Origin of the sequence: Porphyrobacter sp. ULC335 (assembly GCF_025917005.1) — a bacterium.
GTDB lineage: Bacteria > Pseudomonadota > Alphaproteobacteria > Sphingomonadales > Sphingomonadaceae > Erythrobacter.
This window is the reverse complement of record NZ_CP078091.1, coordinates 951986-977407: the sequence shown is the minus strand read 5'-3', so window position 1 is coordinate 977407 and position 25422 is coordinate 951986. Positions and strand designations below refer to the sequence as shown.

The 25422-nt window shown below is 63.3% G+C and carries 24 protein-coding genes; 16 read left to right on the top strand and 8 right to left on the bottom strand.

Going from position 1 to position 25422, the window contains the following annotated elements; translation table 11 throughout:
• Positions 1-2: 2 nt before the first annotated feature.
• The 5 genes from KVF90_RS04760 to KVF90_RS04745 form a co-directional block, all read right to left on the bottom strand.
• Positions 3-1907, bottom strand: coding sequence for a DUF1800 domain-containing protein (locus KVF90_RS04760; RefSeq protein WP_413677008.1), 1905 nt, complete (start codon positions 1905-1907; stop codon positions 3-5).
• Positions 1908-2034: 127 nt separating this feature from the next.
• Positions 2035-2385, bottom strand: coding sequence for a winged helix-turn-helix domain-containing protein (locus tag KVF90_RS17415; RefSeq protein WP_413677042.1), 351 nt, complete (start codon positions 2383-2385; stop codon positions 2035-2037).
• Positions 2386-2564: 179 nt separating this feature from the next.
• Positions 2565-3032 (bottom strand): MarR family transcriptional regulator, encoded by a 468-nt coding sequence (locus tag KVF90_RS04755; protein ID WP_264393707.1) that lies wholly within the window; start codon positions 3030-3032, stop codon positions 2565-2567.
• 958 nt (positions 3033-3990) lie between these two features.
• Entirely contained in the window at positions 3991-4239 is a 249-nt protein-coding gene (locus KVF90_RS04750) for a hypothetical protein (RefSeq protein WP_264393706.1), read from the bottom strand.
• A gap of 104 nt (positions 4240-4343) precedes the next feature.
• Positions 4344-6149 carry a recombinase family protein gene (locus KVF90_RS04745; protein ID WP_264393705.1) on the bottom strand — a complete coding sequence of 602 codons (1806 nt, stop codon included), beginning with the start codon at positions 6147-6149 and terminating at the stop codon, positions 4344-4346.
• Positions 6150-6573: 424 nt separating this feature from the next.
• On the opposite strand from KVF90_RS04745, the gene trbB reads away from it, so the two are divergent.
• From trbB to KVF90_RS04675, 14 genes are all read left to right on the top strand, one after another.
• Positions 6574-7506: a P-type conjugative transfer ATPase TrbB gene (gene trbB, locus KVF90_RS04740; RefSeq protein ID WP_413677007.1), complete on the top strand. Its 933-nt coding sequence runs from the start codon at positions 6574-6576 to the stop codon at positions 7504-7506.
• Positions 7506-7835, top strand: a complete 330-nt coding sequence (locus tag KVF90_RS04735; protein ID WP_264393703.1) for a TrbC/VirB2 family protein — start codon at positions 7506-7508, stop codon at positions 7833-7835. The genes trbB and KVF90_RS04735 overlap by 1 nt, the downstream gene beginning before the upstream one ends.
• Positions 7835-8110 carry a VirB3 family type IV secretion system protein gene (locus KVF90_RS04730; RefSeq protein WP_264393702.1) on the top strand — a complete coding sequence of 92 codons (276 nt, stop codon included), beginning with the start codon at positions 7835-7837 and terminating at the stop codon, positions 8108-8110. Before KVF90_RS04735 ends, KVF90_RS04730 begins: the two co-directional genes overlap by 1 nt.
• A 2-nt stretch (positions 8111-8112) precedes the next feature.
• A complete protein-coding gene (gene trbE, locus KVF90_RS04725; protein ID WP_264394672.1) occupies positions 8113-10575 on the top strand; it encodes a conjugal transfer protein TrbE in 2463 nt (820 codons plus the stop codon).
• Positions 10572-11324 (top strand): P-type conjugative transfer protein TrbJ, encoded by a 753-nt coding sequence (gene trbJ, locus KVF90_RS04720; RefSeq protein WP_264393701.1) that lies wholly within the window; start codon positions 10572-10574, stop codon positions 11322-11324. Before trbE ends, trbJ begins: the two co-directional genes overlap by 4 nt.
• Before the next feature lie 6 nt (positions 11325-11330).
• Complete coding sequence (trbK-alt, locus tag KVF90_RS04715; RefSeq protein WP_264393700.1) at positions 11331-11663, top strand: putative entry exclusion protein TrbK-alt; 333 nt, start codon at positions 11331-11333, stop codon at positions 11661-11663.
• A 1-nt stretch (position 11664) separates the two neighbouring features.
• Positions 11665-12978, top strand: coding sequence for a P-type conjugative transfer protein TrbL (gene trbL, locus KVF90_RS04710; RefSeq protein ID WP_264393699.1), 1314 nt, complete (start codon positions 11665-11667; stop codon positions 12976-12978).
• A 7-nt stretch (positions 12979-12985) separates the two neighbouring features.
• Entirely contained in the window at positions 12986-13666 is a 681-nt protein-coding gene (trbF, locus tag KVF90_RS04705; RefSeq protein WP_264393698.1) for a conjugal transfer protein TrbF, read from the top strand.
• The gene (gene trbG / locus KVF90_RS04700) at positions 13666-14631 is read left to right on the top strand and encodes a P-type conjugative transfer protein TrbG (RefSeq protein ID WP_264393697.1); all 966 of its coding nucleotides are present in this window, start codon (positions 13666-13668) and stop codon (positions 14629-14631) included. Before trbF ends, trbG begins: the two co-directional genes overlap by 1 nt.
• On the top strand, positions 14628-15824 hold the full coding sequence (locus KVF90_RS04695) for a TrbI/VirB10 family protein (protein WP_264393696.1): 1197 nt from the start codon (positions 14628-14630) through the stop codon (positions 15822-15824). Before trbG ends, KVF90_RS04695 begins: the two co-directional genes overlap by 4 nt.
• A complete protein-coding gene (locus KVF90_RS04690; protein ID WP_264393695.1) occupies positions 15821-16063 on the top strand; it encodes a DUF2274 domain-containing protein in 243 nt (80 codons plus the stop codon). Before KVF90_RS04695 ends, KVF90_RS04690 begins: the two co-directional genes overlap by 4 nt.
• Positions 16064-16176: 113 nt before the next feature.
• Positions 16177-16314, top strand: coding sequence for a hypothetical protein (locus tag KVF90_RS04685; RefSeq protein ID WP_264393694.1), 138 nt, complete (start codon positions 16177-16179; stop codon positions 16312-16314).
• Positions 16315-16361: 47 nt separating this feature from the next.
• Entirely contained in the window at positions 16362-16985 is a 624-nt protein-coding gene (locus KVF90_RS04680) for a lasso peptide biosynthesis B2 protein (RefSeq protein WP_264393693.1), read from the top strand.
• A 158-nt stretch (positions 16986-17143) separates the two neighbouring features.
• On the top strand, positions 17144-18706 hold the full coding sequence (locus tag KVF90_RS04675) for an asparagine synthetase B family protein (protein ID WP_264393692.1): 1563 nt from the start codon (positions 17144-17146) through the stop codon (positions 18704-18706).
• Here the strand turns inward: KVF90_RS04675 and KVF90_RS04670 are convergent.
• The 3 genes from KVF90_RS04670 to KVF90_RS04660 all read right to left on the bottom strand — a co-directional run bounded on the left by KVF90_RS04670 (position 18703) and on the right by KVF90_RS04660 (position 23821).
• Entirely contained in the window at positions 18703-20835 is a 2133-nt protein-coding gene (locus tag KVF90_RS04670) for an Atxe2 family lasso peptide isopeptidase (protein ID WP_264393691.1), read from the bottom strand. The two genes, KVF90_RS04675 and KVF90_RS04670, sit on opposite strands and share 4 nt — an antisense overlap.
• Complete coding sequence (locus tag KVF90_RS04665) at positions 20835-22988, bottom strand: TonB-dependent receptor (protein WP_264393690.1); 2154 nt, start codon at positions 22986-22988, stop codon at positions 20835-20837. Before KVF90_RS04665 ends, KVF90_RS04670 begins: the two co-directional genes overlap by 1 nt.
• Before the next feature lie 287 nt (positions 22989-23275).
• A complete protein-coding gene (locus KVF90_RS04660) occupies positions 23276-23821 on the bottom strand; it encodes an RNA polymerase sigma factor (RefSeq protein WP_264393689.1) in 546 nt (181 codons plus the stop codon).
• A gap of 666 nt (positions 23822-24487) precedes the next feature.
• Here KVF90_RS04660 and KVF90_RS04655 point away from each other — a divergent pair.
• Complete coding sequence (locus KVF90_RS04655) at positions 24488-24796, top strand: transcriptional regulator domain-containing protein (RefSeq protein ID WP_264393688.1); 309 nt, start codon at positions 24488-24490, stop codon at positions 24794-24796.
• A complete protein-coding gene (locus tag KVF90_RS04650) occupies positions 24744-25289 on the top strand; it encodes a DUF2285 domain-containing protein (RefSeq protein WP_319641056.1) in 546 nt (181 codons plus the stop codon). Before KVF90_RS04655 ends, KVF90_RS04650 begins: the two co-directional genes overlap by 53 nt.
• The last annotated feature ends 133 nt before the right edge of the window (positions 25290-25422 follow it).

Here is a 25422-nt window from a genome sequence, read left to right as displayed (position 1 = left end):
CTCTATTTCTGGATCAGGTAGTCGTTTGAACACATGATCAGGATCACTGCCTGACGCAGGCGCTGTAATTTCCCGTTCTGGTCGGCCGGAGACGATACGGAGATCGACTCTATGGCACCGAGTATGGTGACTCTGGAAAATTCACTGAGCTGACCTGCGGTAAGTGCAAGATCAAGTGCATCCAAAAGCTTCAAAGGTTGATCGGCTATATCTAGAAAGTATGTGTAGTCAGCCTTGATATCATCATACCAATAGACATTGTCTTCAACTGTTCGCCATATATAGTTGACGTAGCTGGCGACGGTTGTGTCGTTCGCGATCTGGAATTCCGGCGCGACCAGATTATTGGCCATGGCCTGAGATCGCGGAGGGACATATTCGGGTCTGAAGAAGTTGAAGACCGACGGAGATCTGAAGGGGGATTGGTTGAGGAGGTATTCCGGACTGAGGTCCCTGATTTTCCATGCGCCTGAAGTTGATTGCGCTCCAAAGGTTCTTCCCCATTGTGCAAACCTGACGATCGGTTCGCGCAACTTCCCGAATAGCGGGTTCTGTGCGGTGCTCGGATCGGTCGCTTCGGGGTCGAGTGCGATGGCGCGGAAGACTGCGCCCAGGTCTCCGCGAACCCCGCGGCCGTTGTCATTGAACACCGCCGCCACTCGGGCGACGTAGGCGGAACTCGGATTGCTTGTGACCAGCCGTTGGATCAGCTGCTTGCCGATGAAGGGACCGACATTCGGATGACCTGCAAGGACGTCGAGGGCGATCTTGAGGCTATCAGCTGGCCCGGTCCCCGCCGGGATGACGGTGCCGAGAAAGCGTTTTTCCTCGAGGGAATGTGTCGATCGCGAAGAAGGAGGATTCCACCGCGAGGGATCAGACGTCATCGGTTGACGGACAAGCCGGACATCGGGAACTGCCGGGCCAGGGATCGGAGACGGGAATTCGCGCACGCCCGAATAGTCGAGGTTGAAGCCGGTAAAGACTTTGGCGAGCCCCTCCACGTCCGCGTTCGTGTATGTTTCGATCGGCCTTCCGTTGCTGAGCTTCGGGGTGCCGTCGATGTTGAGATGGACGAGGCCGATTGAGAACAGCTGCATGATTTCGCGAGCATAGTTCTCGTCGGGGACCCTGCCGGTCACGGGATCGCCCATCTGGCTTCCCCGCATGTTGAGATATGCCCCCATGGCGGGACTAAGGGTGACGGCCTCAAGCAGATCACGGAACCGGCCGAAGGCGTGGATATTCAGAAGGTCCCAATAGGCGCCCACGGCCTGCGGCCGCCATGGAAGATTCATCCCGGTGAGAGAAACCACGAAGATCTGGGACAATGCGAGGGCCATTCGCTTTCGGACCTGGTTTCCCTGCGAAAGCAGCTGAGACCAGATCATCGCATCGAAGTTCAGTTCGTTTCTGAAATGCGCATTCGTATCGATTGCGTCCATTCCGCGAGAGGAAAAGAAATCGACCGACGTGGAATCGTTGGACACAGGGATCTGACGATTCAACCATGAGGCAAACCCCTCCTTCTCGACCTGGTCGATCAAAGCCGGGCTTGCGCCGAAAGTGACATGCAGCAATCCCCGTGCAGCAGCCTGCCTCGTCGGGGTAATTTGCTGGTTCGATGACGTCGGCGCGGGTGTCGGACTGGGTGTCGGCGTGGGCGTAGGACTTGGCGTCGGCGTGGGCGTAGGACTGGGCGTCGGAGCAGGGCTTGGTCCTGGCTGTGACACGGGTCCGGTTGTCGCCTTCGGCGTTTCACCTCCGCCGCATGCGGCGGTGGCAAGCGTCGAAGTCGCAAGAAGCATGCGGCGCGAAACGCCTTGCGCTGCCCGCGCCTGTCGCGGAGCTATCCTATCTCTGGCCAGCTCTTCAGAACCGCCACATTCATGGTTTCGGGCACCCATGTATTACTCCGGCTTGACAAATCGGAGCACAAGCCCCGATGCCGGACATATAATTGGGCGCTTAGTCTAATTAACCTTGTTGGGGAATTTATGGAGAAACACATATACGTGAGCATAACTCGTATATTTACTTAACTTCCCTATAAATCCATCGATAGGCGGAGAAGCCTTTCACGCATTCAATCTGATCGAAATTGGGATCGAATGTTCGAAATGCCTCTCTCAATCTGTTTATATACTTGGTAACTGAGGAGTCGTTGATTTCCGAACTCAAAAGATTTGCTAACATCGAGCGCGTTACGCTTCTGCCACGAGCACGGACAAGAGCGTCAGCCAGAATGAATTGAGTAGGCGGAAGATAAACCGGGTCAGCATTATAGGCCAACCTGCCCGGCTCATCGATAGTTACGTTTCCAAACGAAAGTGCATCAAAGTCCTTCAGTTGAACCCCGCAGTTCGGACAGTGATGTGTAGCCATTATATTGCCCCCCGCACCTGTTCTGAGAAGCGATTCTATCAGGGTAATTCCCATGGACCTCTTCCGTGAGACTACTTATGACTTCGTTCGGCGGCACTCAAACCTGCGTGCATTGTCCGTTGGTGCTCGGGTTGGCTGCATGAGATCTGGCGCTTTAAAGGTCCGGCGGCGCCTCTCAGTCAGTCCTCAATCTCATGAAGAAAATTTGCCATAGCCTCGATGGCACGAGGACTCAGGATGACGTTCCTGCGTCGGTGATCGGCGGGATCGTCCTCAAGAGCAACCAACCCCTCCATGGCAAGTAGATTGAGCCACCGCAGCGCCGTCGTGTGGGGTACCATAGACCCGATGCAAGCGCTCTTTATGGACACCACTTCCCCGCGCTCCTGCCTGATAAACAGGTCCAGAAGCATGTCCCACGCCGGCTCGCCAAACAACCTCTCGACAGAAAAGTGCTTCGCACGCGCTCTACGCTGGCGATAAATCCTGAGAGCAATATCGACGGCCGATCCAGTTCGCGCCGAAGAGGGCACCTGCTCGTCAATGCCAATCGAACGGCTCGCATAGTTCTTTATTTCGGCAATCAATACGTCAATTTTTTCGAGATGTTCGAAGAGATTCATGTCTTCTGCTTTATTCATCGGCATGGCGACCGATCTCCTCCCAAAGGGGAAAACTGATTCAGTCTAATCACTCTCGCTCTTTGAGCAGGCAGAAGAGGATTTGCCGAAAAGCTGCTGACGTCCATGAACAAGCCCACGCGCACCGCAGACTTGGACCAGAATGGGGGGGAGCCCATAATTGAAGCACGGCCGGCGCGCGTTGACACCGCCCGGAGTTAAGGCGCAAATCAGGCCTCAACCAAAGCATCAGCGATTTTCCGTAAGAGGACATTATTGCCAAAAGCAAAAGCCTCCTTTGCGTCAGAGTATCCCTCTGACCGAGTATTTTTATCAATATGGACAAGGCGACCCTCTTCCCCAATTAGGTCAGCAAATTAACTTAAAGGAATTGGTTATGCAACGGGCCTGATCATTTTAATGGTTTAAATCGATTTAAATTCAGAGACTCATTTGATTGCGGCGCTTGCCAAACTGCAGGTTTTACACCTCACGCCCCTTACCCGGCCGGGCCATTACGGCGCGCCGCAATGGGCGGCGCAGATCTCGCGACCGCAAACTTGAAGAAGAGCATGTGGCGAGCAGGCCAGGCGATTGGCTCTATCTGGCTACCAGCGCGCAAGCTCCAAAAATCTACCCAAGCCCTGACCACACAGCATGCCAACCTTTCGACATGGATGCGAAACCAGTGCGTCTTGGACCGTCTTTTACGACGGCGAGGACGCACGATTTCAACCGGCGCGCCAGTCATGCAGCATGTTTCGGAGAGAGATCGACCCCGGACGCCGGACGCCGGATCTTCTTTTGGTTTAGAATTCCGTAACGCGCTCGTCTTAATGGTCGGCCAGCGGTACACTCCAAGGTGAGTTCATGCATTCTCGGCGTGCGCCATAAAATATCTTTTCCCGGAATACGCCGAGTGCGTGTTGAGGCCCCCCTGTGGCTGCACGACATCGAGCAGCGTCGCCATCGCCTTGCAGTACGCTCAAGTATCAATTACAAAGTTCCACATCTCTTTTGTTGCGCCCTTCTGCACTTTGATAATTTGACTGAACACTGGACAATAATCAACATGAATGCAGACCATTTGCAACGGATAGAGGAGCTCATAAATGAGCTTGAGGATGCGGGCCATCTGGCTTGCGCTGCCCACATGCAGATGGCTCTCGATCTTCTTTCCGCTGAAATTGCCCGCTCTGTGCTTTAAGTCGACGACTGCAGATGGATTGAACATTGAGCCGACCGGGCGTCACATCCCGGTAATCGGGAATCTTCGCCCTTCCTTGAGGACTGCCGGACAAGGCTGAAGAAGCAACCAGAACGCCGCAGATTTCGAGATTACTCGCTAGCAGGCCTCCGCCCGGCACTTGAAGGCCACAAACCCCGCCCGTAAAGCGTTCTGGGTGCCAACGCGCGCTCCTGCGCAGGAAATCCGAAGAGTTTTCGCTGCACGGACCAGCTGGTCGGAACATTTGAGTCGAGGAGCGTTTTGCGGTCGAGGCTGGTCGGCTGCGTGCCGTCAAGGATCGACGTGGCGATGTCGGGCGCAAGATAATTCAGCCTGATAAGGCGGGCAAAGTGCGTCGGGCGGCAGCCCTGTTTCTTAGCGAGGGCCTCAATCGACAGGTCGCGATGCTCATCCACGAGGATCTGGGCTTTCCGCGCCGCTCTGATCAGATCGACGAGCTTGGGATCGGGAAGCGCGCCGGGAGCATCCGGGCGCGGTCTGATATGGAGTGAAGGCCACCGCTCGGCGGTAATCACCCGCACATCAACGTCAAGAACATAACAGGCGTCGCTGCATGGCCAATCTGCAGCCCGGCCTCTGAACGCCGTCTTTCCATCCCACGCCATGAGACGGCGCAGCTCGAGTGACCGAAAAGTAACCGACACGACTTCTTCTGCGATCTCGATCCGGTGGACAAGCGCCCGGAACAGATCCGCGCGCCATTCCGGCCGGATATCTTCGAGCGTCGTACTGAGCACTTTGCCGCGAGCGGCGAGCTGGTCGAGTTCATTACCGAACAGTCCAAGGCCCTTAAGAGCCCCACGGAGCTTACCTCTGTCGCCGAGGAACTCGCAAACGGCGGCCAAAACGGTCCTGTCGAGATTGTCGGCATTGCAGCGATAAGCGCGGCGATACTCGACCTGCGACCACGCCGCATTGCTTGACACATAAGCGCAGTAAGTGCGCCCGCGCTGCCAGTTGAGATCGAGCAGCATGTGCCGGCCCAGATCATCCCAGAGCAAGCCCGCAAGAAAATGATGCGTTGCCTTCGCGTGCGGCGACCGCTTCTTGCGCTTCTCGCTAAGGGCCTGGGCCGCTACCCATGTGGCTTCGCTTATCAGCGGCTTGTGGAGGCCCTGGTAAGTCGTGTCATGACCGTGGATCTGCCCGACATAGATCGGGTTGCGCAGAATACCGTAGACTGTACCGGGCGACATAGGGGTCCCCCCGCGTGGCACCCCCCGGCGAGATAGCTTGACCGAACTGCAGTAACCCGCTTCCCGCACTGCACGCATCACCGCCGTGTAGCGCCGGGTCCGAAGGAACTCAGTGAAAATGAACCGCACGATCGCGGCCTCAGCTTCATCAATGTGGATGCCGTCGGTACCGGCGATATAGCCAAACGGCGGCAAGCCGCCGTGGATTCGCCCATGGCGCTTGCGCGTGCGGATACTGTCGCGGACCCGCTCGGCGATCAGCTCCCGCTCGAATTGGGAAAAGGTCAGCAGCACATTGAGGATCATCCGTCCCATGCTGTCCGAGGTATCGAATGCCTGAGAGATGGACACGAGCGTGATCGATTGGCGGTCAAACATCTCGATCAGGCGCACGAAATCGAGCAGGCTCCTTGTGAGCCGGTCAATCTTGTAGACCACCACAGCATCGACTTTTCCGGCTTCGATATCCCGCATCAGCTCGGCGAGCGCCGGGCGTTCGAGTCCGCTGCCGGAATGGCCACCATCGTCATGGTGCTGCGGCAACTCGACCCAGCCCTTGTATTGCTGGCTCTTGATATAGGCACTGCTGATCTCTCGCTGGGTCACCAGTGAGTTGACCTCGTGGTCCAGGAGATGAGTTGTGCTCTTGCGAGTGTAGATCGCGCAGCGTTTTATGGGCTGGTCTGAGAATTCGCGCATCGGCCTTCTCCATGTCGAGAGCCCGAATTTGCGACAGCCAGCACGGTTTGTCGTGACAATTGCTGCCAACTCAGGACTCGGGCGGCAATCGGATCCGGGCAATCCATTCCTGTCCGAGATTACCCGCGATCCTAATGGCAGGCCCGCGACCGCATCGCGATCGCGCGGCGCAATGCCACGAGGTGCCGACGACTATTGGACGCCGCGAAACCGATGCAACGGCGCGAGATTCGTCCGCATGCGCCCTACGCCGGGGTTCCCGTTTCTGCGCCGCTTCTTGCTCGCGTGAACGCACTGTTGCCTTGTCGCTGATCCGTGTCTTCTTGCTGGGCCTCGCAAGCGCGTCCGGTGGTCGGTCGCGTTCCGGAGGCCCGCAATGAGCGTCGTTTCAATCCTTCCGGACCCGCCCTCGCGCAGCGCGCGGATGCTGCGCACCGCGCTCGGGCCCGAGATCGCCAGCTGGCTCGCCGATATTGCCATCATCGAGGTGATGCTCAACCCCGACGGGCGCCTCTGGGTAGACCGGCTCGGCAGCGGGATCTGCGCGACGCCCTTCGGGATGTCGGCCAGCGATGGCGAGCGGATTGTGCGGCTCGTCGCGCACCATGTCGGTGCCGAAGTGCACAGCGGTGCGCCGCGTATCTCGGCCGAGCTTCCCGATGGCGGGGAACGCTTCGAGGGCCTGCTGCCACCGGTGGTTGCCGCACCGAGCTTTGCGATCCGCAAACCTGCGGTCTCGGTCTTCTCGCTCGGCGACTATGTCACAGCCGGCATCATGCGGGATGCCGAGGCTGAAGCCCTTGCAGATGCTGTGCGGGGGCGCCGGAACATTCTTGTCGCGGGCGGCACATCGACCGGCAAAACAACCCTGGTGAACGCCCTGCTCTCTGAGGTCGCTGCAGGTGATGACCGCGTTATCCTCATCGAAGACACGCGTGAGCTGCAATGCGCGGCGCCCAATCTTGTTTCGCTCCGCACCAAGGAGGGGGTGGCGAGCTTGTCGGATCTCGTTCGCTCGGCGCTTCGCCTGCGACCGGACCGCATCCCGATCGGTGAGGTGCGCGGGCCCGAAGCCCTCGACCTGCTCAAGGCATGGGGCACGGGTCACCCGGGCGGCATCGGCACCATCCATGCAGGCTCAGCCCTGGGCACGCTGCGCCGCCTCGAGCAGCTCATCCAGGAATGCGTTGTCGTCGTTCCACGCCCGCTGATCGCCGAAACGATCGACGTCATCGCAGTCCTCGCGCGGGACGGCAGCGGCCGGCGCCTTGCCGAACTTGCCGCGGTGCGGGGCCTCGATCCGCGCGGCGAATACGTGCTCGCCCCACTCGTCACGAACGATGGAGAACCCTTGTGATGAATATTCTGCCCTTTGCGCGCTCGCGCCTCTCCTGCCTTGCCACCGGCGGCCTGCTCACCCTGCTGGTCGCCGGCCCCGCACAGGCCGCCGGATCGTCGATGCCCTGGGAAGCCCCGCTCCAGGCGATCCTGGAATCAATCCAGGGGCCGGTCGCCAAGATCATTGCGGTGATCATCATCATCGCCACCGGACTCGCCCTGGCATTCGGCGATACCTCGGGCGGCTTCCGCCGCCTGATCCAGATCGTGTTCGGACTCTCGATTGCCTTTGCGGCCTCGTCCTTCTTCCTCTCGTTCTTCTCCTTCGGCGGGGGAGCGCTGGTCTGATGGAAACCGGGATGCCCGATTGGCCGTCCGGTTTCGTGGTTCCGGTCCACCGCGCGCTCACCGAACATATCCTGCTCGGCGGAGCGCCGCGCGGGCTCGCGATAGCCAATGCGACACTGGCCGGCGCGATCGGGCTTGGGTTGCAGCTGTGGATTGCCGGGCTCGTCTGCTTCGCGCTCGGCCACGCCGCTGCGGTGTGGGCCGCGCGGCGCGACCCGCAATTTGTCGATGTCGCGCGGCGGCACCTGCGCTTCCCTGTCTTCTGCGAGATCTGATGATGTTCAGTTTACGCGAATACCGTCGTAAAGCAGACCGGCTCGCCGATTTCCTGCCCTGGGCCGCGCTGGCCGGGCCCGGGGTGGTCCTCAACAAGGACGGCAGCTTCCAGCGGACCGCACGTTTCAGGGGCCCCGATCTCGACAGCGCAACACCCGCCGAACTGGTTGGCATCACCGCGCGCCTGAACAGCGCGCTGCGGCGTCTGGGATCTGGCTGGGCGATCTTCGTCGAGGCCGTGAGGCGCCCAGCGCAGGATTATCCGGGATGCACGTTTCCCGATCCGGCCTCGGCGCTCGTCGAGCGCGAGCGCGCCGCACAATTTGCGCAGGAGAGCGTGCATTTCGAGAGCCGCTATTTCTTCACGCTGGTCTGGATGCCGCCTGCCGAGGATGCAGCGCGGGCCGAGGCCTGGCTCTATGAGGGCCGCTCGACCAGAGGCGTCGATCCACGCGAGCTGCTCGCCGGCTTCGTCGATCGAACCGACCGCATGCTGCGCCTGTTCGAGGGCTTCTTTCCCGAGGCGGCCTGGCTCGATGACAGCGAGACCCTGACCTATCTGCACAGCTGCATCTCGAGCAGGGTGCAACATGTGCGGGTCCCGGAGACCCCGATGCATCTCGATGCGCTGTTGGCGGATGAACCACTCGCCGGCGGGCTCGAACCGCGCCTTGGCGGGGCCCATCTGCGCACCCTCAGCGTGATCGGCTTCCCGAGCGTGACGTTCCCGGGGCTGCTCGACGAGCTCAACACCCTGGGCTTTGCCTATCGCTGGTCGACCCGCGCAATCATGCTCGACAAGGCGGATGCGGCAAAGCTGCTTGGCAGGATCCGTCGCCAGTGGTTCGCCAAGCGCAAGTCGGTCGCTGCGATCCTCAGGGAGGTGATGACGAGCGAGGCCTCGGTGCTCGTGGACAGCGATGCAGCGAACAAGGCCGAGGACGCCGACCTGGCACTGCAGGAGCTTGGTGCAGACCATGTCGGCATGGCACTGGTCACGGCAACCGTAACAGTCTGGGATGAGGACGCAGGGCGGGCCGCAGAGAAGCTGCGCCAGGCGGAAAAGGTCATTCAGGGCCGAGATTTCACCTGCATCGCCGAAGGCATGAACGCGCTCGAAGCCTGGCTCGGATCGCTCCCCGGCCATCTCTACGCCAATGTCCGCCAGCCACCGGTATCGACCCTCAATCTTGCGCATATGCTGCCGATCTCGGCCGTCTGGGCCGGACCAGAGCGCGACCCGCTCTGGGGCGCACCACCGCTGTTCTACGCGCGCACGCAAGGCACCACCCCGTTCCGCTTCGCGCTGCATGTCGGCGATGTCGGACACACGCTCGTGGTCGGGCCGACCGGCGCGGGCAAATCGGTGCTGCTCGCTTTCATGGCGATGCAGTTCCGGCGCTACCCGGGCGCAAAGATTGCCGCCTTTGATTTCGGGGGTTCCATTCGCACTGCCGCGCTCGCCTGCGGCGGCGACTGGCAGGACCTGGGCGCGAGTCTGGCGTCCGAAGGTGATGACACAGTTCTCTTGCAGCCGCTTGCAAGGATCGATGATCCGGCGACACGCGCCTGGGCCTCCGGGTGGCTGCAAGCGATACTCGCCTCGGAAGGCGTGACGCTTGACCCCGCAATGAAAGAGCACCTCTGGACTGCGCTCGGATCGCTGGCGAGCGCGCCGCAGGCCGAGCGCACCCTGACCGGACTGGCCGTCCTACTGCAGTCGCAACCACTCAAGCAGGCACTCGCGCCCTATTGTCTCGGCGGCCCGTTCGGGCGCCTGCTCGACGCCGAAAGCGAAAGGCTCGGCTCTTCAGACTTTCAGGCCTTCGAGACCGAGGGGCTGACCGGATCCGCGGCAGCACCCGCGGTGCTTTCCTATCTCTTCCACCGGATCGAAGCGCAGCTCGACGGCGCGCCGACCCTCATCATCATCGACGAGGGCTGGCTGGTCCTCGACAGCCCGGGCTTCGCTGCGCAATTGCGCGAATGGCTCAAGACGCTGCGAAAGAAGAATGCGAGCGTCATTTTCGCGACCCAGAGCCTTGCTGATATCGAAGGTTCGGCGATTGCTCCGGCCATCATCGAGAGCTGCCCGACACGGGTGTTCCTGCCCAACGAACGTGCGCGCGAACCGCAGATTCTTGCGATCTACCGGCGCTTCGGTCTCAATGATCGCCAGATCGAGATCGTCAGCCGGGCGACACCCAAGCGCGAGTATTATTGCCAGTCGGCGCGCGGCAATCGCCTCTTCGACCTCGGGCTTGGCGAGGTGGCGCTCGCCTTTGCCGCTGCCTCGTCGAAGATTGACCAGCACGCCATCGCCCGGATTTACGCGGAGGCGGGCCGCGAAGGCTTTGCCGCCGCGTGGCTGACCCATCGCGGGCATGGCTGGGCCGCGAGCCTGCTGCCCGCAGCCATCGCCGGTACGCGTTCCCCCACCCTCCACCAAGGAGACCCTGCATGAACAGACCTATCCGCAACCTCGCGGCGGCGAGCGCGCTCGCCCTCGCCTGTACCGGCGCCATCGCTCCCGTGCCTGTACAGGCACAGTTTGGCGGCATCGTCTACGACCCGACCAATTACGCGCAGAATGTGCTGACTGCGGCGCGCACGCTCGAGCAGATCAACAATCAGATCCGCATGCTGCAGAACCAGGCAAGGTCGCTGATCAACGAGGCGAGGAACCTCGAGAGCCTCCCCCAGACAATCGCCCAGCCCCTGCAGGACCAGATCCGCCAGACGCAGCAGCTGCTGCAACAGGCCCAGCGCATCGCCTACGACGTGCAGGCGGTCGAGACCGCCTTTGATCGACAGTACCGGGGGGTTACGCTCGGTGCATCGCAGCAGGCGCTGGTGGATGGCGCAGAAGCGCGCTGGCAAAACAGCGTTGCTGCCTTCGAGGACGCACTCAAGGTCCAGGCAGGCGCGGTCGCGAACATCGAAGGGTCGCGCAGCGCGATCGGCGAATTGCTGAGCGCCAGCCAATCCGCGCGCGGCGCGCTGCAGGCCGCGCAGGCCGGCAACCAGCTGCTCGCCCTGCAGGCGCGCCAGCTTGCCGACCTCACCGCCACGCTGGCAGCCGCCAACCGCGCGCAGGCGCTCGATGCAGCCGAACGCGCCGCCGCCAAGGCACAGGCGCGCGAGCAGCTGCGCCGGTTCCTCGCCGACCGGCCCCGCTATGTGCCGGGCCAGTCCCGTCCGGGCGGGAACTGAACCGCAATGGAAAGCAAACGCCCCTTGCAGATCGGTGCCGCCATCTTCGTCGGCCTCGCCCTGGCCATGACGCTCGTTCAGCTGCGCGAAGAGCCGGAAGCAGCTCGACGCTCGCCGCTGCCGGGTGCGGAGGCAAAGGTAGATCCGCTCGCGATGCAGCTGCGTGCCTGCAGCACATTGGGCGAGCAGGAGCTCTCCTCACCGGCCTGCCGCGCCGCATGGGCCGAAAAGCGCCGGCGCTTCTTCGGCGCCACGCCTTCGAACGCCGCGGGCAGGCGCGACGAGAACGCTGCTCCCTCTGCCGGTGCGCCTCAACCGACCGCAAGCGGGAGCGACTGAGATGGGCGGAACCGGTGTCGTCGATCGCTTCCTCGCGATCTTCTCCCAATACATCGACAGCGGCTTCGGCCTTCTGTCGGGCGAGGTCGCTTTCATTGCGACGACCCTGATCGTGATCGACGTCACTCTGGCAGCCCTGTTCTGGAGCTGGGGCGCGAACGAGGACATCATCGCGCGCCTCGTGAAGAAGACGCTCTTCGTCGGCATCTTCGCCTATATCATCGGCAACTGGAGCGCGCTCACCACCATCATCTTCAACAGCTTTGCCGGGCTCGGTCTCAAGGCAAGCGGTTCAGGACTCGGCGCCGCTGACCTGCTCCGGCCCGGCCGCGTCGCGCAGGTCGGCATCGATGCCGCCTGGCCCATGCTCGAGGCCATCGCCGATCTCGTCGGCTATGTCGGCTTCTTCGAGAACTTCCTCCAGATCGTGATCCTGCTCATCGCATGGGCTGTGGTGGTGATCGCCTTCTTCATCCTGTCGATCCAGCTCTTCGTCACCCTCATCGAATTCAAGCTGACGACGCTTGCCGGCTTCGTCCTGATCCCCTTCGGCCTGTTCGGCAAGACCGCCTTCCTCGCCGAACGCGTGCTCGGCAACGTCGTCTCATCAGGGATCAAGGTGCTCGTGCTCGCCGTCATCATCGGCATCGGCTCGACCCTGTTTGCCGAGTTCCAGAATGCCATTCCCGGCGAGCCGACCATCGAGGACGCGCTGGCGATCGTGCTCGCGAGCCTCACTCTGCTCGGACTCGGTATCTTCGGCCCCGGCATTGCCAACGGCATTGTTGCCGGCGGTCCGCAGCTGGGCGCAGGCGCAGCCGCGGGCACGGCCCTGCTCGCAGGCGGCGTGGCTGCGGGCGGCCTTGCCAGCGCCAGGCTGGCCGGCGGCGCCGTCGCGAGCGCCGCCTCCTCTGTTGCTGGCGGTGCCACGCGCGCAGCAGGCGGCGCAACCATGGCCTATGCCATCGGTTCGGCCGGAAAGAGCGGCGGCGCTGCGGTCGCCAGCGGCATGGCCGGCGTCGGACAGGCCGCGGCCGGTGTCGCCACATCCCCCTTGCGCACAGCCGCCGACAGCGCGCGCTCGAGCTTCCGCGACGGCGCACGCAGCGCGGTCGGACACATGGGCGGCCACATCACGCCCGCACCGGGTGCTGCTCACGATGAGCAGCCCGCCGGAGGGGCGATGCCCGGTTGGGCAAGAACCATGAAGCAGCGCCAGAGCCTGGGCCAGGCCGTCTCGCTCGCGGTGCACACGGTGCGCAGCGGAGACGGCCACGGGGCGGGCGCATCGATCGACACGCGAGAGAAGGACTAGAGTGCCGATGTTCCGACGCCCCTCCATCCGTTACGGCAAGACCCTGCAGCCCGAGACCCCCTACCAGCGCGCGAGCCAGGTCTGGGACGAACGCATCGGATCAGCGCGGGTCCAGGCGCGAAGCTGGCGCTATGCCTTCTTCGGCGCATTGGGGCTCTCGGCGGCGCTGACGGCAGCGCTTATCTGGCAGAACGCACGCGGCACGATTGTCCCCTGGGTGGTCGAGGTCGACAAGCTCGGCGAGGCGCGCAGCGTTGCGCCCGCCGAGGCGGGTTTCAATCCGAGCGATCCGCAGATTGCCTTCCACCTGGCGCGTTTTATCGAGCATGTCCGCGCGCTTCCCGACGATCCGGTGGTGGTGCGCACCAACTGGCTGCGCGCCTATGACTTTGTCAGCGACCGCGGCGCATTGGCGCTCAACGACCATGCTCGGCTCATTGACCCCTTTGCACTGATCGGCCGCGAGCAGGTGGCGGTCGATGTCACCAGCGTGATCCGCGCCTCGCCGCAAAGCTTCCGGGTGGCCTGGACCGAGCGCCGCTACCGCGATGGCGCGCTCGCCGAGAGCAGCCGCTGGACCGCGATCCTCGGCGTAGCCGTGCAACCGCCGCGCACGCCCGATGCCCTGTCGCGCAACCCGCTCGGCATCTTCGTCACCTCGATCAACTGGTCAAAGGAACTCGGCTGATGAAACGCCCCAACAGAATCTTGCACGCCATGGCCCTCATAATGGGCGGTGCCTCCATGCTGTTCGCGCCGGCCTCGGGGGCAACGCCGACTTCGTCGCCAATGCTCACCCAGGTTGCTCAAGCTTTCAACCTTTCCGCTCCGCCTTCGCGGCAGTCTGCCCCCGCTGCCGCGCGCCGCTCCCCTGACTCCGGCCATGCCCCCGACCCCCGGAGCCAAGTGGGAGCGGCGAACCGGGCGGCGCGGGTGGAACCCGAAGGTGCGGGTTTCGAGAACGCGATCCAGCGCTACCCCTGGCGCGAAGGCGCGCTTTTTCAGGTCTATACCGCGCCCGGGCAGGTGACCGACATCACGCTGCAGGAGGGGGAAAAGCTGGTCGGCCCGGGTCCTGTCGCTGCAGGGGACACGGTCCGTTGGATGATCGGCGACACGCTGAGCGGAACGGGAGCGACGGCTCGCGTGCACATTCTGGTAAAGCCGACGCGGCCCGACATATCCACCAATCTTGTCATCAACACCGATCGCCGAACCTATCATCTCGAACTGCGTGCGACGCCGCGCATCTGGATGGCCTCGGTCAGCTGGACCTATCCGGCCGACGAGCTCATCGCCCTGCGCCGAGCCGAGGAGGCCGCGGCGCGCGCAGAGCCACTCGCTCAGGGCCTGGCGCTGGAGCAGCTCAATTTCGACTACCAGATTGCAGGTGACCGGCCGAGCTGGCGTCCCGTGCGGATCTTCGACGACGGCCGGCGGACGCTGGTCGAGTTTCCCGTCGGCATCGCACAGACCGAGCTGCCGCCCTTCTTTGTGGTCGGTGAGGACGGTACGGCCGAGCTCGCCAACTACCGGGTGTCAGGCCGCTACCTTATCATCGACCGGTTGTTCGCGAAGGCCGAGCTGCGCCTCGGGGCGGGACGGCGCGAGCAGCGCGTACGGATCGTCAATCGCGCTTGGAGCGGCTCGTGATCCCGCCGGGCGAACAGCTGCCTCAAGCCGCAGCGAAGCGACCGGAGCATCCCGAGGACCCCGAGACCGTGGTGCGGCTGCACGGCGATCATCCCCGGGTCGTGCGGCTGTCGCGAAAGGCGGTCGGGCTCGCGAGCGCAGCCGCTCTCGCGCTGGTCGGCGGCGCGCTGATCTTCGCGCTTCGCTCGCCATCCGGCGGGACCGAGCCAGAAGTCTACAACACAGGCGGCATCGCAGTGGCCGATGGGCTCGCGTCAGCGCCCACCGATTACAGCAAGGTCCCGCGCCTCGGCCCGCCGCTCCCTGGCGATCTTGGCAAGCCGATCCTCGATGCGCAGGATCGCGGCGCTGTCGCCGAACTGCCGCCTGCAGCGCCCTCTGCGGCATCGGTCGGTGGCCCCGACCCCGGCGAACAGGCGCGCATGCGAAGGGAGCAGGAGCGCGAGGCCGTGCGGGTGAGCGGCGTGTTCACGGGCGCGGGCAGCCGCTCCGATCGGCTGGCCGCTTCGCCGGCCCCGCCGTCTGACGGTCCGGCTGTGGTCGTGCCGGCCGACGCGGGAACTGCGCCCGCGGGAATTCGCGACCGCGTGTCCGAACCGCAAACGCGTTCGGCCGGGCGGCTTGGCGCTGCAGCCAGCGAACACACACTGCTCGCCGGGTCCGTCATCCCGGCTGCACTGATCACCGGCATTCGCTCTGATCAGCCGGGGCTCGTCACAGCGCAGGTCACCCAGAACGTCTATGACAGCGTGACGGGAAGCCGCCTGCTCGTACCCCAAGGCGCGCGCCTTGTCGGCGATTACGAGTCCGAGATAGGCTTCGGGCAGCGCCGCGTTCTGCTTGCCTGGAACCGGCTGATTATGCCCGACGGACGCTCGATCGAGCTGGATCGCCAGCCCGCTGCCGATCCGTCCGGCTTTGCCGGGCTTGAGGACCGCGTCGATTACCACTGGGGCGGCGTGCTCAAGGCAGCTTTCGTATCGACGCTGCTCGGTGTCGGTGGTGAACTTGGAGCGGGCAATGATGACAATCTCGTTCGGGCGCTGCGTCGCGGCAGTCAGGACAGCATCAACCGGGCAGGCGAGCAGATTGTCTCGCGCGAACTCGCCATCCGCCCGACCCTTACCATCCGCCCCGGTTACCCGGTTCGGGTCATGGTGACCCGCGACATTGAATTCGGAACTCGTGAATGACCCGGCTCAAGCTATCCGATATCAACAGCAATACCCCGGTGAAGCTGACGATCGAAATTCCGGCGCGGCTGCACCGGCGCCTTGCCGAATACGCCGTCGCGCTCAATGGCGGGGTCAGCGAGGGCGCACCGCAGCCATCTGCGCTCGTCGCGCCGATCATCGAGCGCTTCATCGCAGCGGACCGCGAGTTTGCCAGGCAGAGACGGAACGCAGCGAAGGACGTAGCGTCAGGAAGATGAGCTGCGGCCCCTGCCGATTATAAAATCATTATAAAATAGCGTGGCTTGGCGACCCGGCACATCCTCGGCATCGCGACGATTGGAGTCGCACTTCAGCAAAGAGGAGCAAGGCAATGCACAATCCGAACACGCGGGACGAACGTCCCCTCGATCTCGGCAAGGCTTCGGTCGAAACGCGCGGCAACGCGGTCTTCGACGTCGATCTGAGCACCGGGCCGTCGCGTTACATTCCCGGCGTTGCCGGCGAGTGAGTTCGCGAGGTGCGCACGCCAGCCGGTGTGCGCACCTCGTTTATTCCATGTCCCATCTACCCGATTCCGCAACCCATGCATGGCGCGCGCTGGAGGGCGAGATCATCTTTCTCGATCTTGCAGGCGACAGGTATTTCCGGCTGCCGGACGATCAAAATGCCGGCGTCGTTACCCGGATGACGTCTGGTAACCTTGCCGGTTGGCATTTGCCCGACGGCCTCGCCTTGCCGGAAGAATGGGAGGAGCCATCAGGCGCCTGGCATGCGGACGATCATCCCGCATTCTCGCTTCCGGATATTGCCCGCGCTCTATGGATGCAGCGGCGCATCGAACGGCGGATCAAGTCGACCGGCTTCGGCGCCGTCATGCGTTCGACCCGCCGGTTGCTGGATCAGGCAGCCGGGCGTACGGTTGCCGATACTGACGTCGTCATTACCCGTTTCGTCCGCGCCTTTGATCAGGCACGGCTTCTGAAGACAGCCGCAAATCGCTGTCTTCCCCGCTCGATCGCTTTCGCACTGGTGCTTGCAGGCCACGGCGTGCGGGGTACTGTCGTCATCGGGGTCAAGCGTTCTCCGTTCGGCGCCCATTGCTGGGTGCAGGCAGGACCTGTGGTCCTCAACGACACCTGGGACGAGGTGCAGCGCTTCACACCTCTGCTGGTGCTGTGACACCTGTGCAATTTGCCCTCGCGATTCCGCTCCGCGCCAGAGGCGTGCAGCAGCAATTGCCGACGGCTGCGTCAATTCCTGACTCGCTCTGTGAGCCGGAGGCCCGCTACTGGGCAGGCTGTGCGACCCCGGTGCATGCCCTCGGAAGCGTCGGGCTGGTGCTGGGCCATATCTTCGGCCGCGATGGGCCGGCTCCCTTGCCCGGTGATTCTTCGGATGAGCCCCCTGATCCCGATGCCGCCGCCGTGCAGCTCATCACCAGGTTCTGGGGTACCTACCTCGCTGTCCTCGCCAGCGGCGATACGATCGGTCTCCTGCCTGACCCTGGCGGTCTCATGCCCGTCTTCAGTCGCATGACAGCGACACATCTGCTTGTCGCATCGCAGGCGCGCCTGCTGTTTGCGGCTGATGGCTCGCATCCCTCGATCGATCTGGCGGCACTGGGGGATTTCCTTGCCCGTCCCGAACTACGCACCACGACCACATGCCTTGAGGGTGTACGTGAACTGCGTCCCGGCAGCATCACTTCACTTCAGGGCGGTGTGCTGTCAGAACGCCAGCTCTGGCGCGCAGGCAGTTTCCTGCCTGACAGAAAATCGCCAAGCTTCGAAGAGGCTGCGGATCTGCTGCGGCATGAGGCGGTGGCCGTCATGAAAACCTGGCACGAAGCGCTCGGCGCTCCGGTGGTCGCAGTGTCCGGAGGCGTGGATTCCTCATTGATCTGTGGCGCGCTGTCGGCAGCAGGACTGCCCTTTTCCTGTGTTACGCTCGCCACGCGGGATCCTGGCGGCGACGAAAGGCCCGCAGCCCGGCAGCTTGCCGGCCACCTAGGCGTCCGGCTTCACGAGGAGATCTATGCGCCGGAGGACTTCGATCCCTTCCAATCCGCGTCGGCCGGTCTGCCACGCCCTTCGCGCAAATCTTTCCTGACGCGTGTCGATGCCATGCTCGCGGGAGCATGCAGTCGCCACGGTGCCTTGAGTGTCTGGGACGGCAACGGCGGAGACAACCTGTTCTGCTACCTGCATTCTCCCGCGCCAGTGGTCGACCGCCTCATGACAGAGGGCCTGTTCTCGCAATGGCCCAGGACCCTGCTCGACATGTGCAGCGTCACAGGAGCCGATATTGGTGAAATGGCGCGGGCCACCCTGCGCCGCTTTCTGGGTCGCCCCGGATTTCCGCCATGGCCTGCAGATGCGCGCCTGACACGCGGTTGTGCGCCTGCTTTCGCGGCCCTGTCGCCGGTGGCGCCCTGGAACAGGGAGGTGGCGGCATGGCACGGCGGCAAACAAGATCATCTCGCCCTGATCATGCGCGCACAGCTCCACTGTCACGGGCCCGCGAACCCCGTCAGGCGCTTCTCGCCCCTGATGAGCCAACCGATACTCGAGCTCTGTCTGTCCCTTCCGACATGGCTCTGGTGCCATGGCGGGATCAATCGCGCACTTGCCCGCATCGCCTTTGCCGGCGATCTGCCGCAGGTCCTCCATCGCAGGACATCAAAGGCCGGGCCTGACAGCTTCCTCGGGGCGATCTTCGACCGCAACCGGAGAATCTTTCGCGAGCTTCTTGCGGGCGGCATTCTCGACGAGGCCGGCCTCATCGACATGGGCGCCGTTGAACGAGCGCTGCAGACCGATCGGGACCGGGACGATCCCGTGATCTACAGGGTCCTCGACCTCGTCGAAGCCGAGAACTGGGCGCGGGAATGGCAGAGCTAGGGCAGTGGGACGCAGGTCAGGTCTTCCGGTGCAGGTGCGTCGGGCATGGCCTGCCATCTTTCAAGTTCCGCCTGTGTCGCAGCGTCAGCATCGCAGGGCTGGCGGTGCATCAGCCAGAATTCGAGCCAGCGTATGTTGCGTTCGTAGACTGATCGCCGGTGGGCCGGCTGCCACTTGTAGTGGGTCTCGTCCTCGAAAACATAGAGCGCGATGGCCTTTTCGTTCTGCCGGAACACCTCGACAACATCGAGACCGCCCTCGTACTCGCTGTCGGCATTCTGGATCAGGATCGGTGCCGATACCCGGTCCACATTCTGGATGAGCGACATGGGCCGCCAGAATTCCGCATCACCCGGTTCGAAGAACTTGTACCCGATGCTGCGGGTGAATGCGCTGTAGGCGGGTCCTGCTGCGAGCACATAGCTGTACATGTCCTCGCAGCAGGACCCGAGGGCTGCCACCTTGAACAGGTCGGAATTGATCAGCGCGAACTGTGCCGAGGACACGCCGTCACTCCAGCCGGTGATTCCCATGCGTTCCCGGTCAACCGTGCCGGTCTCCAGAGCGAGGCCGACCGCGATCTCCAGCGAGGACTGGCCATTGCGGCGGTCGAGCCAGTCGACACGGTTTGCCTTGAGGAGCTCGGTCGAATCCCTGGCTGTCGCAACCTGCGGAACCAGATCGGGCTTCGCGAAACTCAGGACAGCGAATCCTCTCGCAGCCAGTGGCTGAATCGGCACCTCGTCGCCCGAGCCGCCGCGCAGCAGCCCGTGACTGATATACTGGACCACCACCAGCGGATGCTTTGCGCCTGGCCTGTGATCGGGAGGCAGCACCAGATCGGCATAGCTCTCGACACCATAGGCGTTGCGGAACCGGAAGCGCTGCACCGGGCCGGTTTTCCGCGCCGCAAATTCGGGATTGGGATCATAAACCAGACGCTCCGCTCCGCTGCGCGGGTCGAGGGCGACCAGCCTGCGGGGTCTCACAGCGCCTTCACGGGCGCAAATCAGCTCGACGCCGACGGGGCTGCAGCCGATCAGCATATCGTCGCTGACCATGACTTCTCGCGGGGCGGGCTCATCCAGGTCCCAGCGCAGGATGCCCATTGCTGACATGCCCCAACCGGTCTTGCGGACCGCCAGAAACGCATTCATTGCATCCGACCACCACAGGCGGAGGATACCTTCGCACAGCGCGCTGTCACACCGCATCTCCCGCCCATCGCGGCGCAGGACCAGCCGCGACGGAGAGATGAACCTTTCGGGGAGTTTCGGTTCAAGCCATGCAGCGACGCCCGCTGACCCCGGCGTGAACAGCCGTGCCCTCTCCGGTGCATCCGCAGGCGGCGGAGGGGCGAGCAGGGCAACCTCGTCCGGACCGGCAGCACCGACCTGCCCGGAACCGACGTCTACCTTCGCGTAGGACCTTGCTATCGGTCCCGTCGGGATCGGCCGGACGCCAAACTGGGGCGAGACCGTCTCATCGTAGAGATATCCGCGGCGCGCGCCGGCCGCGATCGCTTCAGCCGCGCGCCTGAGCCCGGGGCGGGTGGCAATGACGATGCCTCGCCCGTCCTTGGTCCAGGCGAAGTCGTCGACATTGTCGGGCGAGGTCGTCATCTGGCGCGGTGCGGCTGATCCGTCCGCATCAGCCATCCAGACCTGGCTGATCCCGTCGGCCTGGCCCAGCCAGGCGATCGTGCTTCCATCCGGCGACCAGCGTGGCACGATCACCTTGGCCCAGCCGGCAGCCACCGAGACGAATGTGCGCAGCGCGAAGTCGTCACGGATGAACGCGGCGTCGCGGGCGATCTCTCTTGGTGTGCCAGTTCCATCGAGCGGCATGACCAGCAGCTTCTGGCAGTAGCTGTTGGTCTGCGCATTGCCACGCCGCATCAGGAAGGCGATCTGCCGGCCATCAGGCGAGATACCGTAGGGGCTGACCGTCTCGTTGGGGTCCGAGCGGCCAATATCCGCCAGCTCAACGAGATCATCGATCGAGACGGCCTCTCCGGCCGGAATGTCTGTCTGCTGTTCGGATAGCGTGCAGGGATTACCCTCCGGCACAGGAATGTCCGCCACTGGAACAATCGAATGGGCAAGGACTGCCGCCGTCAGGAGGCCCATTACCAGTGCCTCCTGATGCCAAGGGCAACGAACCTGCCGATCGGCGAGAAGTTGGTCGAGTCATAGGGCGTATCGTTCGGGCCGGTGATCCTGATCACCTCGGGCTCGCGGTCGAACATATTCTGGACCGTGAGCGAGACCGTCAGCCCGGGTTCGCGGCCCTCGCCTGCGATGACGTCATAGCTCAGGCCAAGGTCGAATGTTGCCTGCGGTGCTATGCGACTTTCGGTTGCGAATCTGAGGTCCGCCAGCGCACCGGTGTAGTTGATCGCCGCATTGGCCTTGAGGCCGCCAATCTCGGCGCGCGCCGTCCCGCGCGCCCGGTACCGCGGGGGATTGAAGACCGTGCCCGACAGCTGCACCTGCGGAAGATCTGCCGTCAGCTGCTGGCTTGAGTCCAGCCAGCTGCCCGCCAGTTCGAAGCCAAAACTCCTGTCAGGGGCGAGGCGCCGGTTCCAGGCAATCCGGGCATCAATGCCCTCGATGTTCTGGAGCGCGACATTGATGTTGCGGTTGTCGATATAGGCCAGAACCCCGGCAGGGCTGTAAGGGGCACCCGAGAAATTCTGGAGGCCCAACTGAGCTCCACCGATCAGATTGTCGAGCAGTGCCTCTTCGGGATTACGGATGATGAGGCTGGCAAAGCCCGGATCGCGGAAGGCGGCGGCGATTGAGCCTGGTATCGGCTGCACCACCCGGTCCGTGTAGCGGATATCATACCATGTCGCCGAAACCGAAAGGCCCGGGATTGCTTCGGGCTCGAGCTCAAACCCGGCTGTCCAGCTGCGCGCCCGCTCGGATTCAAGATCAGGGTTGCCGCCGCTCGTGAAGATTATCGTCTGACCCGGCGATCCGGTTCCGAAGGCAACAGCCGGGAGCAGGAAAGCCTGGTAGGGGGTAAACTGCTGGAACAACGTGGGCGCCTTGAAGGAGCGCGCCCAGCTCGCCCGGAGCCTGAGGCCCTCGACCGGCGCATAGGTCGCCGCAAGACGCGGAGTCGCCTGCCGGTCAAGATCGGTATAATCCTCGTATCGCAGCGCCGCCGAGAGAGTCAGTTCGGCAACGCCGCTGATGGCGTTGTCGGGTGCGATGACCGGAAGGTAGAGCTCGCCATAGGCAAAGCGGCTGCGCCGTGTCCGGTCAAAGGCAGCCGCGGCAGTGCCGTTCACTTCTCTTGTGAAATCGAGCCTATTGTTGCGGAAACCCGCTCCGAAGGCGAGCCGTGCACTGCCGCCGGGAAGGGCAAAGAGCGGCCCTTCCGCGCCTGCTTCCATCGAGACGACCTCGTTGCAAAAGCAGCCGGTCGTGACGTTGCCGGTGCCGGGCTGGGGCAGGAAATCGGTGCGGAAGTTGGTGCGGTCCACACCGTAGACGCCAAGGACCCGCGCTTCCCATCCGCTGCCCAGATCAACGTCGATCGACGGCGCAAGCGTATAGCTTTCGACCTCCGGCTCGGAAATGAACCGTGCTGCGGGCGTGCCGCTCACAATCCGCGAGGTGCGCGAGGAATAGAGCGCATCGAGACCTGCGCGTACTCCGCTGCCCAGCTCCTGGTGCCCCGAGATGGTCAGCGCATGGCGGCGCTGTGACGGAAAGAGGAAGGTCTCCCCATCGAGAGACCTGGCATAGTCGCGCTGGTCGGCCCTGATCGCGCCATTATTTGCGAAATCATAGGCAATGAATGCACCGCCAGTGCTCCATTTGGTGCCGGCGACGATGTCGGCCTGCTGCCGGAAATTGCCCCCGTCCGTGCTCGCCCCGAGCTGACCCGAGGTCGTGACGCCTTCGAAGTCACGGCGCAGGATCACGTTGATCACCCCGCCGACCGCGTCCGATCCGTAGATTGCCGATGCCCCGTCGGGAACAACCTCGATCCGCTCGACAGCGGCAAGCGGGATCGCCGAGATATCGACACCCTGCAGGGCGGAGTCATAGGGCAGCCGGTGCCCGTTCAGCAGCGTGAGCGTTGCGTCGGCACCTAGCCCGCGCAGGTTGGCGCTCGAGGCCGAATTGACATTGCTGTTTGCTCCCCCGGCCCCAAACCCGACACCGGGGTTCTGGCCCCCGGAGAAATTCTGAGGGAGCGTGCGGATGGCCTCACCGAGGTCGACCTGCCCGGCCTCGACGATCGTTTCACGATCGATTGTCGTCACGTCGCCTATGATCCGCGCGCCCCGGATTCGCGTGCCGGTGACCACGATTGGCGTGTCGCCTGCGTCCTCGCCAGATTCTGGTTCCGGCGCACCGACCTCGGCCCTGGGGTCTTGCGCAATGGCGGGAACAGCCAGTCCGACGGCTGCAACCCCTGACATAAGGGTCCTGATGGTCCCGCTTCTGAACAACATGATCTTCTCCCTCTTCACGTTCCGGCATGCGTTGACCGACATTGCCGCAAGGGAGATGACGCAGGACCGGCGCCCCACCTTAGTTTCAATTGAAATTAAATCTGGCGCGCAGCGACCAAGTCGCCGCGCGCCTCGGCGAGGCGTGATCTGAGGCACCGCAGCGCACGCATCATGTGGTACTCAACAGTGGCAGGCGTGATCATCAGCTCTTCACCGATCTGCCGGTAGGTCTTCTGCTCGACCCTGCTCATGGAGAAGATCAGGGCCGTCCGCGCAGGAAGCAGGGCCAGCGAGCTTTCATAGGCCGCGAAGGTCTCCCGCTCGTGCAGGCCCGCTTCCTGTTCGGGCTCCGTGGCGGTATCGATGGATTCGAACAGCGGTACGGCGGATCTCATCTGATGCTGCCTGCGGACACCATCTATGATGAGGTTCCGGGCGATCCGCCGCAGGAAACCGCGGGGGTTGTGAAGGTCGCACAGCTGGGCGCAGCGCGCTGCGCGCAGGAATACGTCATGGGCCAGATCTTCGGCTGCGTCATGGCCGACCCGCCGCACAAGCCAGGCTCGCAGCGACTTGGACTCGCACCGATAGAGCGTCTCGAGCCTCGACCGGTATCCGGCGCACAGGGTTGCGCGCGTCACGGGTTGCGAACATTCCGGAGGCGCCGGCAGCGCCGTCCCGACAAATCGGCCATCGGTCATTGATCACGCAAACAGGCGTCGTCGAGGCTCCGGCCCTGAGGGCTCGTTGCACCGTCGTATCCAGAACTGTGCCGCCGTTTGGTCCGCGCTCCGCGGGCCTTATCCGGTGCGGCCGCCGGGCCATCATCAGACCGGCGTGCATGATGTCTGGCGGAAGGTTCCGCGCGGTTTTTGCCAGTGTTCGAAGCCGCGCATCGTCATTGTGCGCGCAAAGGGTCACGCGGGCAACCCGGAATAAGATGCATTATGAATGAGATATGCCCCTCGGGTTGGTCTTGCTCGCCTCGCCTTTCCCGCCAGATCCGGTGCTGCGCGAACGGCGTCGGACAAGGCGACCGCGACTAATCCTCTATAATCAGGCTCCTGACCGCGACGTGTTATCAGCGCTCCGACCGGGCGCCGGTACGCATGTCCAGGCGTCAGCTAAAGGTGCCGGTGCATCTGCCAACGGATGCTTTCAACGCCCGGTTACGCGCCAGCCACCAATGATGCACTGCGAGCGGCGGCACACAACATACCCAGAAGCGGGGAGGTCCTGCCCGGACTGATGGGATGCCGGGGTCCGCGTCGTGAGGATAGATGCCGGTGCCGTGAAGGAGGTGCCTCATGGCCCGATCCGAAAGCCGCTACCGTCAGCCGGACACGCATGATTTTGCTGATTACGCACAGGAATTCCTGCGCCGTAATCGCGAATACCAGCGCCAGTTTGCCCGGCTCGCAGGCACGCGGGCAAGCGCAGGGGAATCATCCGCTGCGCATCGGATGGCGCACGCATGGGGCCTTGAATTTCCCCTTCGATCCCGCCTCTGCGCCCGATGGTGTTCCGGCAGTCTGGCGCAGCGACTGCAGCTCGTTCATCCTGATGCTGACGGGCCCCCTCCATCGCTGGCCGCAGCTTGTGGAGGGGTTCGCTGATGGCAGCGTAATATGCGACAGAAAGGGCCCGTCGGGTCGCCATTTCGTTCTCGACACCAATGGCATCCGGCACCGGATCATGCTGAAGGCCGATGACGAGGCAGAGGAACCATCCTATATGCTTCCTGCCGACGGGTCACTGGCGCTCAGAAGCGCGGCAGCTGCGGCATTTCATCACTACAAGGATCGGTCGGCGCAGTGTGCTCACGCCCGCGCCATGCGGCCGACGGACTACCAGGGTTACCGGCTTCGTCTGATGCTGGCGGTGCTGGATGCCCGCGAAACAGGTGCAGCATTGCCGAGAAGTCTCAGGCAGGTGGCCGCTGCTGTTCTGGGCGGGGATCCGGCAAGCATTCGTGCGGTCGAGTGGAAGTCATGCTCCCAGCGCCGCCAGCTCCAGCGCCTTCTTGGTGAGGGCTTGCAAATGGTCGAAGGAGGCTACCGCGACCTCCTCAACGCCCGCTGGCCTGTCAAATCCGGAAGGACCGGCTGACTGCCAGTCGGTCACATGTCTGTCACAAGGCTTTTCGTTCAAAATGAGGGCGTTATAACTTTTCGCACGGCGTGCCGTGCCGATAGCTTGGCGCGCCCGAGAGGAAAGGATCAGATTCGCTTCGGCAGGCGCT

Bases quoted from the DNA above. Each gene is read 5' to 3' on its own strand.
- KVF90_RS17415 (WP_413677042.1), bottom strand. From the start codon at position 2,385: ATGGCTACACATCACTGTCCGAACTGCGGGGTTCAACTGAAGGACTTT.
- KVF90_RS04680 (WP_264393693.1), top strand. From the start codon at position 16,362: ATGTCCCATCTACCCGATTCCGCAACCCATGCATGGCGCGCGCTGGAG.
- KVF90_RS04690 (WP_264393695.1), top strand. From the start codon at position 15,821: ATGACCCGGCTCAAGCTATCCGATATCAACAGCAATACCCCGGTGAAG.
- trbJ (WP_264393701.1), top strand. From the start codon at position 10,572: ATGAACAGACCTATCCGCAACCTCGCGGCGGCGAGCGCGCTCGCCCTC.
- KVF90_RS04670 (WP_264393691.1), bottom strand. From the start codon at position 20,835: ATGGGCCTCCTGACGGCGGCAGTCCTTGCCCATTCGATTGTTCCAGTG.
- KVF90_RS04655 (WP_264393688.1), top strand. From the start codon at position 24,488: ATGGCCCGATCCGAAAGCCGCTACCGTCAGCCGGACACGCATGATTTT.
- KVF90_RS04685 (WP_264393694.1), top strand. From the start codon at position 16,177: ATGCACAATCCGAACACGCGGGACGAACGTCCCCTCGATCTCGGCAAG.
- trbB (WP_413677007.1), top strand. From the start codon at position 6,574: ATGCTGCGCACCGCGCTCGGGCCCGAGATCGCCAGCTGGCTCGCCGAT.
- KVF90_RS04650 (WP_319641056.1), top strand. From the start codon at position 24,744: ATGCTGACGGGCCCCCTCCATCGCTGGCCGCAGCTTGTGGAGGGGTTC.
- trbF (WP_264393698.1), top strand. From the start codon at position 12,986: ATGTTCCGACGCCCCTCCATCCGTTACGGCAAGACCCTGCAGCCCGAG.
- KVF90_RS04730 (WP_264393702.1), top strand. From the start codon at position 7,835: ATGGAAACCGGGATGCCCGATTGGCCGTCCGGTTTCGTGGTTCCGGTC.
- KVF90_RS04735 (WP_264393703.1), top strand. From the start codon at position 7,506: ATGAATATTCTGCCCTTTGCGCGCTCGCGCCTCTCCTGCCTTGCCACC.
- trbE (WP_264394672.1), top strand. From the start codon at position 8,113: ATGTTCAGTTTACGCGAATACCGTCGTAAAGCAGACCGGCTCGCCGAT.
- trbK-alt (WP_264393700.1), top strand. From the start codon at position 11,331: ATGGAAAGCAAACGCCCCTTGCAGATCGGTGCCGCCATCTTCGTCGGC.
- KVF90_RS04760 (WP_413677008.1), bottom strand. From the start codon at position 1,907: ATGGGTGCCCGAAACCATGAATGTGGCGGTTCTGAAGAGCTGGCCAGA.
- KVF90_RS04755 (WP_264393707.1), bottom strand. From the start codon at position 3,032: ATGCCGATGAATAAAGCAGAAGACATGAATCTCTTCGAACATCTCGAA.
- trbL (WP_264393699.1), top strand. From the start codon at position 11,665: ATGGGCGGAACCGGTGTCGTCGATCGCTTCCTCGCGATCTTCTCCCAA.
- trbG (WP_264393697.1), top strand. From the start codon at position 13,666: ATGAAACGCCCCAACAGAATCTTGCACGCCATGGCCCTCATAATGGGC.
- KVF90_RS04750 (WP_264393706.1), bottom strand. From the start codon at position 4,239: ATGTTCAATCCATCTGCAGTCGTCGACTTAAAGCACAGAGCGGGCAAT.
- KVF90_RS04745 (WP_264393705.1), bottom strand. From the start codon at position 6,149: ATGCGCGAATTCTCAGACCAGCCCATAAAACGCTGCGCGATCTACACT.